The following is a 12,410-nucleotide window of genomic DNA, read 5'->3' on the forward strand; positions in this document are numbered from 1 at the left end:
CGCCACCGCTGAAATTAGGCTGGCAAACCCGGCAACCGCCCACTTTGCCAACTAGAATTTATCTATAGCCGTTTCGGTGCCGCAGGCGCCGCAATCCGTACACAAGGAGATGCGCATGACAACGCAACAACCCATCATCAAACTCCACGATGGTAATCTGATGCCGCAGTTGGGTCTCGGCGTTTGGCAGGCGAGTATTGAAGAGACCACCCACGCGGTCAGCAAAGCACTGGAGATCGGTTACCGCTCCATCGACACCGCCGCGATCTACAAGAACGAGGAAGGCGTCGGCGCCGCGCTGCAGTCCAGCGCGCTGCCGCGCAGCGACCTGTTCATCACCACCAAACTGTGGAACGACGATCAGGGCGATCCGCTGGCGGCGCTGGAAACCAGTCTGGAAAAGCTCAAGCTGGACTATGTGGATCTGTATCTGATCCACTGGCCGCGCCCACAGCAGGATCAATACGTCTCCGCCTGGCGCGAGCTGATCAAACTGCGCGAACAAGGCCTGGTGAAAAGCATCGGCGTGTGCAACTTCCATACGCCGCACCTGCAGCGTCTGTTGGATGAAACCAACGTGGCGCCGGTCGTCAACCAGATCGAGCTGCACCCGCTGCTGCAACAGCGCCAACTGCGCGCCTGGAACGCTACGCACCATATCGCCACCGAATCCTGGAGCCCGCTGGCGCAGGGCGGTGAAGGGGTATTCGACCAGCCGCTGATCAAGGCCCTGGCCGAGAAATACGAGAAAACCCCGGCGCAAATCGTGGTGCGCTGGCACCTGGACAGCGGTCTTATCGTGATCCCGAAATCCGTCACGCCGTCGCGCATTCGCGAAAACTTCGAGGTATTTGATTTCAAACTCGATAAGGACGAACTGGGCGAGATCGCCAAGCTGGACGTCGGCAACCGCCTGGGGCCGGATCCGGATACCCTGTAACCCCACGCTCAAGCCCTCTCCCGCCGGAGGGGGCTTTTCCTTCCCACACATTGCTCCTTTGCGCCGCCTGACGTTATGATGACGACGCCGGAGGCTCCGGCCACCGGTTAACGCCGTTAAAAAAACAGACAAGCACGGAGCACCATGAAATTCTCTTTCTCACACGGGTCACGGCTGGGCATGCTTTGCATCATGCTGGTGCTGGCGGGTTGCGCCGGCAAGAAACAGCGCGTCAGCTACGATCGCCACGCCTTCGATAGCGCCATCAAAGACGCCGCCAGCGAATACGGCGTGGACGCCAAGCTGATCACCGCCATGATCCAGGTGGAGTCCGGCTTCAACCCTTCCGCAGTGAGCAGATCCAATGCGATCGGCCTGATGCAGCTGAAAGCCGATACCGCCGGCTGCGATGCCTACCGCTACAAAGGCAAACGCGGCTGCCCGGACGACGATGACCTGCGGGATCCCGACACCAATATCGATCTCGGCGCCGCCTATCTGGCCACCTTGCAAAAACAACAGCTTAAAGGGATCGCCAATCCCGTCACGCTGCGCTACGCCACCATCATCGCCTACGTCAACGGCACCGGCGCGCTGCTGCGCACCTTCTCCAGTAACCGCCAGCAGGCGATCGCGATGATCAACAACCTGTCGCCAGAAGCCTTTAACTGGCACGTGCGCAAATACCATCCCGCACCGCAGGCGCCGCGCCATTTGATGAAAGTGGAAGCCGCTTACGAACGGTTGTAATTAGCTAAAGTAAAAAGGAGAACCCGGGGGTTCTCCTTTTTGTTTGCGCACGCGGCGTGGTCGTTACGGCTTGGCCTTGCGAATCGGCTTGCGCGGCGGCCGGTTGGACGGCGTGCGCTGCCGATTAATATCGGTATGTTTGGTCAGCGCCGGCCGGGTGTGGCGCTGCAGCCGTTTCGCCTCGCGCTGCTCGTCGATGCTCGGCGCCGGCACCAGACACTCGCGGCGGCTGCCGATCAGGTGCTTCAGCCCCATCTCTTCCAGCGCGGTGCGGATCAGCGCCCAGTTGGCCGGATCGTGGTAACGCAGCAGCGCCTTATGCAGGCGACGCTGGCGCTCGCCGCGCGGCACCACCACGTCTTCGCTCTTGTACCCCACCTTGCTCAGCGGGTTTTTGCCGCTGTAATACATGGTGGTGGAGTTGGCCATCGGCGAAGGATAGAAGTTCTGCACCTGATCGAGGCGGAAACGGTTCTTCTTCAGCCACAGCGCCAGGTTCACCATGTCTTCATCGCGGGTGCCCGGGTGCGACGAGATGAAGTACGGGATCAGGTACTGCTCTTTGCCCGCCTGCTTCGAATAGTGATCAAACAGCTGTTTGAAGCGATCGTAGCTGCCCATGCCCGGTTTCATCATTTTCGACAGCGGGCCTTCTTCGGTGTGCTCCGGCGCGATCTTCAGGTAGCCGCCGACGTGGTGGGTCGCCAGTTCCTTGATATAGCGCGGATCTTCCACCGCCAGATCGTAACGTACCCCGGAGGCGATCAGGATCTTCTTGATGCCCTCCAGCGAACGCGCGCGGCGGTAAAGCTTGATGGTCGGCTCGTGGTTAGTGTCCATATAAGTGCAGATCTCCGGATACACGCACGAGGCGCGGCGGCAGGTCTGCTCGGCGCGCGGGTTAGTGCAGCGCAGCATGTACATGTTGGCGGTCGGGCCGCCCAGATCGGAGATCACGCCGGTAAAGCCCGGCACCTTGTCGCGGATCTCTTCGATTTCGCGAACGATCGAATCTTCCGAACGGCTCTGGATGATGCGCCCTTCATGCTCGGTGATCGAACAGAACGAACAGCCGCCGTAGCAACCGCGCATGATGTTCACCGAGAAACGGATCATGTCATAGGCCGGAATGCGATCCTGGCCATAGGACGGGTGCGGCACACGCTGATAAGGCAGGGCAAAGACGCTGTCCATCTCCGGCGTGGTCAGCGGGATCGCCGGCGGGTTGATCCACACGTAGCGGTCACCGTGTTTCTGCATCAGCGCGCGGGCGCAGCCTGGGTTGGTTTCATGGTGCAAAATGCGCGAGGTGTGCGCATACAGCACCTTGTCGCCCTTCACTTTCTCAAAGGACGGCAGCAGCACGTAGGTCTTCTCCCACGGCTTCGGCTTGGCGGCGCGCACCGTGACAGGCTTGGCTTCCGGCTCTTTCGGTTTGGCGCCGTCGGCGCACGGCAGATCCTCGCCGTACGGGTTCGGGATAGGTTCGATGCGGCCCGGCTTGTCGAGGCGGGTGGAATCCACGCCGCTCCAGCCCGGCAGCGCTTCTTTGCGCATCACCGCGGTATTGCGAATATCGTGGATATCGCCGATCTTCTCGCCGGCGGCCAGACGGTGCGCCACTTCTACCAGCGGGCGTTCGCCGTTGCCGTAGATCAGCATGTCGGCTTTGGAATCCACCAGCACCGAACGGCGCACGGTATCCGACCAATAATCGTAGTGGGCGATGCGGCGCAGACTGGCTTCGATGCCGCCCAACACGATCGGCACGTCTTTATAGGCTTCTTTGCAGCGCTGGCTGTAGACCAGGGTGGCGCGATCCGGGCGTTTGCCGCCGACGTTGCCGGCGGTGTAAGCATCGTCGTGGCGCAGTTTGCGATCGGCGGTATAGCGGTTGATCATCGAGTCCATGTTGCCGGCGGTGATGCCGAAGAACAGGTTCGGTTTCCCCAACCGCATGAAATCTTCTTTGTTGCTCCAGTCCGGCTGCGCGATGATGCCGACGCGGAAGCCCTGCGCTTCCAGCATGCGGCCGATGATCGCCATGCCGAAGCTCGGGTGGTCGACATAGGCGTCGCCGCTGATGATGATCACGTCGCAGCTGTCCCAGCCCAGTTGATCCATCTCGGCTCGCGACATCGGTAAAAACGGCGCGGTGCCATAACATTCCGCCCAATAAGGCTTATAGGAAAACAGTTCACGATCGGGTTGGATCAGGCTGGTGGTGCTCATTCTGCCGCTCTTTTTACAGGTTAATTAATCGCCGGGCGGCGATTATACGCACTAGTGACAAAAAGAGCATGGTTATTTCGCTAACCATTCACCTCGAATTCATAAACATCGCTGCGGCACAAGATATCACTGTACTCCAATGCCTCGCCCCGGGCGTTGCGGCTGGTCTGGATGATGTGCAACAACGGCGCGCCGCACGGTACGTTGAGCAGTTCGGCGACCTCGTCGCTGCAGGATACCGCCTTCAACAGAAAGTGTTTATCTTCAGGCACGATGCCGCGCGATTGCCATAGCGCATACAGCGAATGTTCCAGCTGCCCCGGTTCTGGCAGGAAGCGCGGCGGTATATAGGTGGTTTCCAGCGAGACCGGGCTGCCGTTCAGCAAGCGTAACCGCCGCAGTTTAATCACCTCGTCTCCCTCCGCCAGCCCCAGCGCCGCCGCGGCCTTGGCCGGCGCGCCGACCCGGGTGCGCAGCAGCCATCGATTGCTGACGCGGCTGCCGTGGCGCAGCGCCTGAGCGGTGAAACCGCTGTCCTTATCGAGGGAATAACCAATGTGCATCGCCACGCGGGTACCAACGCCCTGCTGCCGCGAAATCAGCCCCTTCTCCTCCAGCAGCTTCATCGCCTTGCTGACGGTGACGCGCGACAGCGCCAGGCCTTCCGCCATCTGCCGTTCCGGCGGCAAAAACGCCTCCGCCGCCAACACCTGCTGCCTGATTGCAGTTTCTATCGCCGTCGCCAGCTGAATATAACGCGGCGCTACCGCCCCCTGCGCCAGATGGCCACGCAGCCAGGCCATAAAATCCGTCATTCGCCCGCCCTCCTGCTTATGCCATTTGTCTGAATTTCATTTTTATCCTATCGCCTGTCCGGCGATAAGCCCCTCACCTTAACTAAAATATCGCTAATGTTTTCAGAGTGGCATCACAATTTTTGCCTAATGGACTTTCATTGGATCTAGATCGCGCGTAATCTGTGCTTATTGATGTTGATACATCAATAGCACCAACACCAGGGACCCACTTTAAAAACAATAAAAAACCCGCTGCCAGCCCTAAAGGATACCCTTGATGGCCGGCAGCGGGCATATACTGCCAGCAAAAACGGCCGATAATAAGCAACGGAGCTAATGGATAGCTTGCTCACGGCTCATAGCCGCGTCACAGGATCCTATCGCGTGAGCGAACCGGACTGATGTCGGCAAATAGAAACGTACCCGCTTCGCCAACCCCCGCTGCAGACCCACTCTTTGGCTACACTCATTGGCGCCGTGCGGCCGACGTGCCTCACCCGATAAGGCGGATACCGCCCTCATTTTGACAGACCTGGCGGTCTCAGCCGCTACACACTGCGCGGAATCGGTGTCGTCCCCCGACCACGGGATAGCCAGTCTCAACCGCGCCAACGGAATCGATTTTCAGTCAACTGCGGCGGCCCTCGCGGCCCTGCGCAACAGGGATCATTTGCTATGACCGATATCAATCGCAATGAAGCATGGAAGGTAGAAAGCACCGGTATCGACCGGGTGCCGGACGCGGAGCAGACCGGTAAGCCCATCGAGCTGTTTTGGATCTGGTCGGCGGCCAATATCGGCATCCTCGGCGTAGTGTACGGCGCCATCATCGTCGGCTTCGGCTTATCCTTTCTGCAATCGGTGCTCGCCGCGCTGGTCGGCGTCGCCAGCTTCGTGCTGGTCGGCCTCACCAGCTTCGCCGGCAAGCGCGGGCGCACCTCTACGCTGACGCTGTCGCGGGTGATTTTCGGGCTGAAGGGCAACGTGGCGCCCACCCTGTTCAGTTGGATCAACCTGATGGGCTGGGAAGCGGTCAACGTGATCACCGGCACCCTGACGCTGGCGGCGCTGTTCGAGGCCTTCGGGTTGGGGGCCAGCCACCTGCTGACCGCGCTCAGCCTATTGTTGTTCGGCGGGCTCACTGTCGTCGTCAGCCTGCTGGGGCAAAATACCGTGGTCTGGATGCAAAGCTGGTTCAGCCGCATCTTCGGCACCATGACGCTGATCGTGGTGCTCTATATCCTGTTCAACACCGAATGGAGCCAGGTGCTGGCGCTGCCTTCCGGCAGCTGGTTGACCGGCTTCCTGCCGGCGGTATCGGTGATCGCCGCCGGCACCGGCATCAGTTGGGCGATCGCCGGCGCCGATTACAGCCGCTATCAAAGCCCGAGCTCGTCGAGCAAAGGCATTTTCGCCGCGGTGATGGGCGGTGCCTGTTTGCCGCTAATGCTGCTGATGCTGGCCGGTATTCTGCTTTCCGTGCAGCTGCCCGATCTGGCCAGCGCCGCCAACCCCATCGCGCTGATTGGCTCGGTGCTGCCCGCCTGGATGGCGATCCCTTATCTGCTAGCCGCCACCGCCGGCATCGTCACCATCGCGGTGCTCAGCCTGTATTCCGCCAGCCTTAATCTGCTGACCATCGGCGTGCAGGTCAAACAGTGGTTGGCGGTATCGATCGACGCGGTCGTGGTGCTGGGCATCGCCCTGTATGTGCTGTTCATCTCCGGCGACTTTATGGGGCCGTTCATCTCCTTCCTGGTCTTCTGCGGGGTGTTCCTGGCGGCCTGGGAGGCGATTTTCCTGCTCGATTACCTGTGCCTGCGCCGTCGCCACGGGTATGATGGCAACGCTTTGTACGGCCTGCATGGCCAGAACCGCGGCGTGCGCAAAGCCCCGCTGTTTTGCTGGTTCCTCGGCGCCCTGTGCGGCCTGCTGGTCACTAAAACTGGTTTTATCGACGGCCCGCTGGCCAAAGGCTTGTTTGCCGATTCCAGCCTGGGGCTGTTTGTGTCGTTTGCGGTGAGTCTGATCGCTTACGGTCTGTACCTGACCCAACGCAGAGAACATCAATGAGTGAGTGGGAAGCTGTAACACCTGTCCTGGTGATTGGGGGCGCGGTCGGCGATCTGGTGATGACGCTGCCCCGCCTGCCGACCAGCGGCGAAGATATCGAAGCCCAGCCGCAGGCGCGGCAAATCGGCGGTTGCGCGTTCAACGTGGCGCGCGCGCTGACGCGCCTTGAAGTGCCGGTGATTAACGGCATGCCGGTTGGCAACGGCGAATGGGGCGCGGCTGTCGAAGCCGCCATGGGCGAACTGGGGCTGGAGGTGCTGTTGCGCCATGGCCAGATGGACAATGGCTGGTGCCTGGCGCTGGTGGAGCCGAACGGCGAACGCACCTTCATCACGGTTTCCGGTTGCGAAAGCCAATGGAATAAAGCGCAGCTGGCCACGCTGCCGCTGACGGAACACACCCTGATCTACGCCAGCGGCTACGAGCTGGCGGGCGAAAACGGCGAAGCGCTGCGCGAGTGGCTGACGCGCATGCCGTTCGACCAACCGCGTCTGATCGATCCCGGCCCGCGCATCGCCCAGCTCAGCGAAGATTTCTTCGCCATGCTCAGCGACAGCCACACCCTGCTGACGCTCAACCGCGACGAAGTGGCCGCGCTGTGCGGCGCAGGCGACGCCGTGGAGGCCGCGCAACGCTATGCCGCCGCCCGTAACCTGACGCTGATCTGCCGCCTGGATCGCGACGGCGCGTGGATCTGCGACGGCCGCACACCGCCGCTGCACGTTCCCGCCTATCCGGTAGACGTCATCGATACCATCGGCGCGGGCGATGCCCACTGCGCCGGTTTGCTGGCGGGCCTGTCCGCCGGCTGGCCGCTGCCGCAGGCGGTCGATTTGGCCAACCGGGTCGCCGCCTGCGTGGTGGCCAGCCTCGGCGCCGCCAATCCGCCGGACCGGCATCACCTGCAACAACGCTTCCCGCAGGCCTGACGTTTCAAGGCGCCGTCACTCGGCGCCTTCTGCCTTAGTGCGCCGCCGCCGCGCTCTCCTGCGGCGAGTGGCGATAGTTGAAGCTCAACGCGAACACAATCCCCAGTACCAGTGTATACAGCGCAAACACCAGCCAGATGCTCTGCCAGTCTTTCACGCCGTCATGACTGAAGAAATCCACCACTTCGCCGCTGGCGAGCGCACCCACATAGGCGCCCAACCCGTTCACCATGGTCATGAACAGCCCCTGCGCGCTGGCGCGGATGCGGTGATCGGCCTCTTTCTCGACGAAGATGGCGCCGGAGATATTAAAGAAGTCGAACGCACAGCCGTAGACGATCATCGACAGCAGCAGCAGAACGAAACCAAAGCCGACCGGCGTGCCGTACGCCAGGAACAGGAAACGCAGCGTCCAGGCCGCCATGCTGATCAACATCACCTGCTTGATGCCGTAACGGCGCAGGAAGAAGGGAATGGTGAGGATAAAGAACACTTCGGAGATCTGCGACAGCGACAGCAGCACCGCCGGATACCGGACGCTGAGGCTGTCCTGATACAGCGGATTGAGCGACAGATCGTGCAGAAACGGGTTACCGAAAGTATTGGTTATCTGCAGCGCCGCGCCAAGCAACATGGCGAACAGGAAAAACAGCGCCATGCGCCGCTGGCGGAACAACACCAGCGCATCCAGCCCCAGCACGCTCACCCAGCTCTTCGACTCGGCCGCGCGGTTGGTCGGGCAGCGCGGCAGCGTCAGCGAATAGGCGGACAGCAGCAGCGACGCCGCAGAAGCCAGATACAGCTGCAGATTGCTGAGCTCGATTTGGCTAAAGCCGACCAGCCACATTGCCAGAATGAATCCCACCGTGCCGTACACCCGCACCGGCGGAAAGTCCTTCACCGTGTCAAAGCCGTGCTTCTCCAGGCAAAAATAGGAAATGGCGTTGGAGAGCGCGATGGTCGGCATATAAACCATGGCGTTGAACAGCATCACCCAGAACATCAGCATCGGTTGCTCGACCTGCGCCGCGCAGTACAGCGCCAGCGCCCCGAACAGGTGGCAAAGCGCATACAGGTAGTTGGCCTTCATCCATCGATCGGCGATGATGCCCGCCAGCCCCGGCATGATCAGCGCGGCGATACCCTTGGCGCTGTAAACCATTCCCACCTGCATACCGCTGAAATGCAGCGTGTTGATCATGTAGGAGCCCAGCGTCACCAGCCAGGCGCCCCAAATAAAGAACTGCAGGAAAATCATGACTTTTAATCGTGTTTTTATCGCCATCGCCATCACCTTGTTATTATGTTTTCAACGATGATTGGTGCAGCAGGCCCCCTGCAGCCCGCCGCCGGTTTGCTTGCGGTGTTACAGCGTTTTGAACAGCTCGCGGATAAGGCGCATGAAATCGTCCGCCGCCAGCGCCGCGCAGCTGAGCGTTTGTTCATGGGAGAGCGGCGTGTCCGACAACCCTTCGGCGTAGTTGGTCATCGCGGACACCACCAACACCTTGAGACCGCAGTGGCGCGCCGCCAGGACTTCCGGCACGATCGACATGCCCACCACGTCGCAGCCCAGGGTCTGCATCATGCGGATCTCCGCCGGCGTTTCGAAATTCGGCCCGGTGTAGGCGGCGAATACCCCTTCCGCCAGCGGGATGCCCGCGCTTTCGGCCACCGCCGCCAGTTGGGCGCGCAGATCGCGATCGTAGGCGTTCGCCAGGCTGAAGAAGCGCGGCCCGAAGCGCTCGTCGTTGGCGCCGACCAGCGGCGATTCCGGCATGAAGTTGATGTGATCGGTAATGGCCACCAGGCTGCCCGGCGCCACCGAGCGGCGCAGCGAACCGGCGGCGTTGGTCGCCAGCAGGAATTCGCAGCCCAGCAGTTTGAAGGTGCGCACTGCGGTGGTCATCACCTGCATGCCGCGCCCTTCATAGAAATGACCGCGCCCTTTCATGCACAATACCGGCACGCCCTCCAGCTTGCCGGCGACCAGTTGCCCGGCGTGGCCGGCGACGCCGCTCACCGGGAAACCCGGCAGCTCCGCATAGTCGAGGGTGACGGTTTCGGTCATCACCTCCGCCAAAGCGCCGAGCCCGGAGCCGAGAATCAAGGCCGCTTTCGGCTGGAAGCCCGGCAAACGGGTGCGGACGACATCGGCGCAGGTAAAAGCATCTTCTTGATTAAACATCGTATTCTCTCTTTCAGCGGGGGATAATAATCCCCATAGTAGAGAGCGAGGCGCGGCCGAGACCAATACATTCTTGGCGGCCGATTTATTCCATTTACCTATAAGTTGAGCTGCGTCACAGGAGGCGTTACCCCGGATGAACCCGCCCCAAGCCCTGCCCGATCCCGGCCGGATTAACTTCCGCCTGCTGCACTATTTCCGCGTGGTGGCGGAAGAGATGAACTTCACCCAAGCGGCGCGACGGCTGAATATGTCACAGCCGCCGCTCAGCAAGCACATCAAGGATCTGGAAAGCCAACTCGGGGTGGTGCTGTTCAAACGCACCACCCGCTCCATGACGCTGACGCCGGCCGGCCGCACGCTGCTGCGCAACGTCGAGCGACTGCTGGATCAGGCCGACAGCGCGCTGCATCAGGTGCAACAGATGGGGCGTGGCGAAGGCGGCCATATGGTGGTCGGTATGGTCGGCACCTCGGCCTGGGGCGGGCTGATCGCGGCGCTGCGGCGATTCAGCGAGCGGAGCGCCGGCGTCACCTGGTCGTTGAACGAGCTGACGCCCAGCCAGCAAATCATCGCGCTGCAAAAGCGGCATATCGACATCGGGGTCTGGCGAGAGGCACAGCAACAGACGCTGCCGGGGTTGACCTGCCAACGGTTGGCAAGCGAAAGCATCGCCGTGGTGCTGCCGCTTGATCATCCGCTGGCGCAGCAGGAAAACATTCCGCTGGCGGCGCTGCAGAACGATAGCTTCATCGTGCTGCCGCCGCATGAGGCCAGCCTGGGGCTGTATCTGCACAATCTGTGCCTGCAGCAGGGATTTTTGCCGGACGTCGCTTATCAGGTTAACGAGCCGCAAACCCTGCTGGCGCTGGTGGCGGAAGGCTGCGGCATTACGCTGCTGCCGGACAGCTACGGCCGCATTCCGTGGCCCGGCGTACGCTTTTGCTCGCTGCAACAGGCGCCGCCGGCGGATCTGTACGCGGTTTACCGCGCAGACAGCGTCACGCCGGTGGTGCAGGCCTTCCTGGAGATGCTGCGGGCGCCCTAAGCGGCCCGCAGAGCGGGTTACATTGTCGGCTGCACCATCAGCTGGCCGGCGGTGCCGCGATCGGCCATCTCCAGCGTCTGGCTGTAATACAGGAACGGGAAGTGTTCGGAGGTCGGTTGGTTGAAATACACCAACAGCTCGACGTCGCCATCGACCCAGACGGTGTCCTTCCAGCCGCGATCTTCCGCCATCGGCTGCGCGCCGTTGACGCGTTTGATCAGGAACTGCACGCCCTGAATATGGAACGACTGCGGCGTATCCGCATGAATGTTCCAACGTTCCCAGGTGCCTTGCTGTGCCTGTACGTCGATGCGGTTCATGTCCCAAATCGCGCCGTTGATGCCGGCGCCGCCGTCGCCCAGGCGGAAATCGCGGGTGCGGCTGGCGCTGCCGTCCAACAGCTGATCCGCCAGCAGGCGCATCGGCAGGTTGTCGGTCACCAGCGGCAGCAGGCCGGTCGGGCGCAGCGTCAGCACCTGGGTGGACACCAGAATGCTCGACGGCTCGAACAGGCCGCGCAGGCGATCCATGATGCCCGCCGCTTCACCGGCGGTGATGGTCACCTCCTCGCCCTTCGACATGTCGATCAGCACTTCCCGGCGTTCGCCCGGCGCCAGCGAAAGCTGTTGCACCGCGACCGGCGCAGGCAAGAAGCCCTGATCGCTGGCGATCACGTTGAACGGCCGCCCGTCGCTGAGCTGCAGGGTATAACGCCGCGCGTTGGAGGCATTTAGAAGGCGCAAACGCACCCAGCCGCGCGATACGTCGACATACGGGTTTTGCACGCCGTTAACCAACAGCGTATCGCCGACGAAGCCGCCTTGCGACGGCGCGTCGTATTGTGGCGTGCCGAAGTTATCGAAGCGTTTGTCTTGAATGATCAACGGGAAATCGTCGACGCCATAGTGGTTGGGCAGCGGCAGCGCTTTGCTGACGGCATCCTCCACCAGCCACAGCCCGGCCAACCCGTTGTAAACGTGCGGCGCCATACGGTTTGGGGTGTTGGCGTGGTACCAGCAGGTAGCCGCCGCCTGACGGATGGGCAGCACCGGCGACCAGTCAACGTTGGGCGACATCATGCGCGGCGCGCCGCCCATCAGGGTGCCCGGCACCTGCAGACCGCTGATGGTCATCGCCACCGGCTCCTGCAGACGGTTGCTGTAAATCAGTTTGACGTCGTCACCGCTGTAAACCCGCACCGTCGGCCCCAGGTACATGCCGTTGATGCCCCACACCGCCGCTTTGCGGTTATCCATAAACGCCCAGTGGGCGCGCTGCAAGGTCAGGAACAGCGGCTGACCGCGGCGAGACTCCAGCAGCGGAGGAATGGGTAACGGGGTCTGCGTTCCGCTCGCTTCAGCCCTCAGCGGCACGGCGCCCGCGCACAGCGCCAGGCCCGATGCCTGTAAAAACTGACGTCGACTGAGTGACATATCTTCTCCATGAAAAGCAA

General features: G+C 61.7%; 10 protein-coding genes. 5 read left to right on the plus strand and 5 right to left on the minus strand.

Annotated features, from left to right (window positions below; translation table 11 throughout):
* Positions 1–115 precede the first annotated feature (115 nt).
* Positions 116–940 carry a 2,5-didehydrogluconate reductase DkgA gene (gene dkgA, locus ACJ8J5_RS14025; RefSeq protein ID WP_046687817.1) on the plus strand — a complete coding sequence of 275 codons (825 nt, stop codon included), beginning with the start codon at positions 116–118 and terminating at the stop codon, positions 938–940.
* 144 nt (positions 941–1,084) lie between these two features.
* Entirely contained in the window at positions 1,085–1,690 is a 606-nt protein-coding gene (locus tag ACJ8J5_RS14030) for a transglycosylase SLT domain-containing protein (protein WP_025304291.1), read from the plus strand.
* Positions 1,691–1,753: 63 nt separating this feature from the next.
* On the opposite strand, the gene ACJ8J5_RS14035 is transcribed toward ACJ8J5_RS14030, so the two are convergent.
* Both ACJ8J5_RS14035 and ACJ8J5_RS14040 read right to left on the minus strand, forming a co-directional pair.
* A complete protein-coding gene (locus tag ACJ8J5_RS14035; protein WP_025304292.1) occupies positions 1,754–3,922 on the minus strand; it encodes a YgiQ family radical SAM protein in 2,169 nt (722 codons plus the stop codon).
* 80 nt (positions 3,923–4,002) lie between these two features.
* Positions 4,003–4,737 carry a GntR family transcriptional regulator gene (locus ACJ8J5_RS14040; protein ID WP_043142111.1) on the minus strand — a complete coding sequence of 245 codons (735 nt, stop codon included), beginning with the start codon at positions 4,735–4,737 and terminating at the stop codon, positions 4,003–4,005.
* Positions 4,738–5,394: 657 nt separating this feature from the next.
* Here ACJ8J5_RS14040 and ACJ8J5_RS14045 point away from each other — a divergent pair.
* Together ACJ8J5_RS14045 and ACJ8J5_RS14050 are read left to right on the plus strand one after the other, a co-directional pair.
* Entirely contained in the window at positions 5,395–6,792 is a 1,398-nt protein-coding gene (locus tag ACJ8J5_RS14045; protein ID WP_049204426.1) for a purine-cytosine permease family protein, read from the plus strand.
* The gene (locus tag ACJ8J5_RS14050; protein ID WP_060434575.1) at positions 6,789–7,721 is read left to right on the plus strand and encodes a PfkB family carbohydrate kinase; all 933 of its coding nucleotides are present in this window, start codon (positions 6,789–6,791) and stop codon (positions 7,719–7,721) included. Before ACJ8J5_RS14045 ends, ACJ8J5_RS14050 begins: the two co-directional genes overlap by 4 nt.
* A gap of 34 nt (positions 7,722–7,755) precedes the next feature.
* On the opposite strand, the gene ACJ8J5_RS14055 is transcribed toward ACJ8J5_RS14050, so the two are convergent.
* Together ACJ8J5_RS14055 and xapA are read right to left on the minus strand one after the other, a co-directional pair.
* Entirely contained in the window at positions 7,756–9,006 is a 1,251-nt protein-coding gene (locus ACJ8J5_RS14055) for a nucleoside permease (protein ID WP_025304296.1), read from the minus strand.
* Positions 9,007–9,087: 81 nt separating this feature from the next.
* Positions 9,088–9,909: a xanthosine phosphorylase gene (gene xapA, locus ACJ8J5_RS14060; protein ID WP_049204424.1), complete on the minus strand. Its 822-nt coding sequence runs from the start codon at positions 9,907–9,909 to the stop codon at positions 9,088–9,090.
* Positions 9,910–10,045: 136 nt separating this feature from the next.
* Between xapA and ACJ8J5_RS14065 the strand changes: the two genes are divergently transcribed.
* A complete protein-coding gene (locus ACJ8J5_RS14065) occupies positions 10,046–10,957 on the plus strand; it encodes a LysR family transcriptional regulator (protein ID WP_043142098.1) in 912 nt (303 codons plus the stop codon).
* 17 nt (positions 10,958–10,974) lie between these two features.
* Here ACJ8J5_RS14065 and ftsP read toward each other — a convergent pair whose 3' ends face one another.
* Positions 10,975–12,390, minus strand: coding sequence for a cell division protein FtsP (ftsP, locus tag ACJ8J5_RS14070; RefSeq protein ID WP_025304299.1), 1,416 nt, complete (start codon positions 12,388–12,390; stop codon positions 10,975–10,977).
* Between the last annotated feature and the right edge of the window lie 20 nt (positions 12,391–12,410).

It is taken from the genome of Serratia sp. CY43202 (genome assembly GCF_052168755.1).
In the GTDB taxonomy this organism is placed as follows: Bacteria; Pseudomonadota; Gammaproteobacteria; order Enterobacterales; family Enterobacteriaceae; genus Serratia; species Serratia bockelmannii.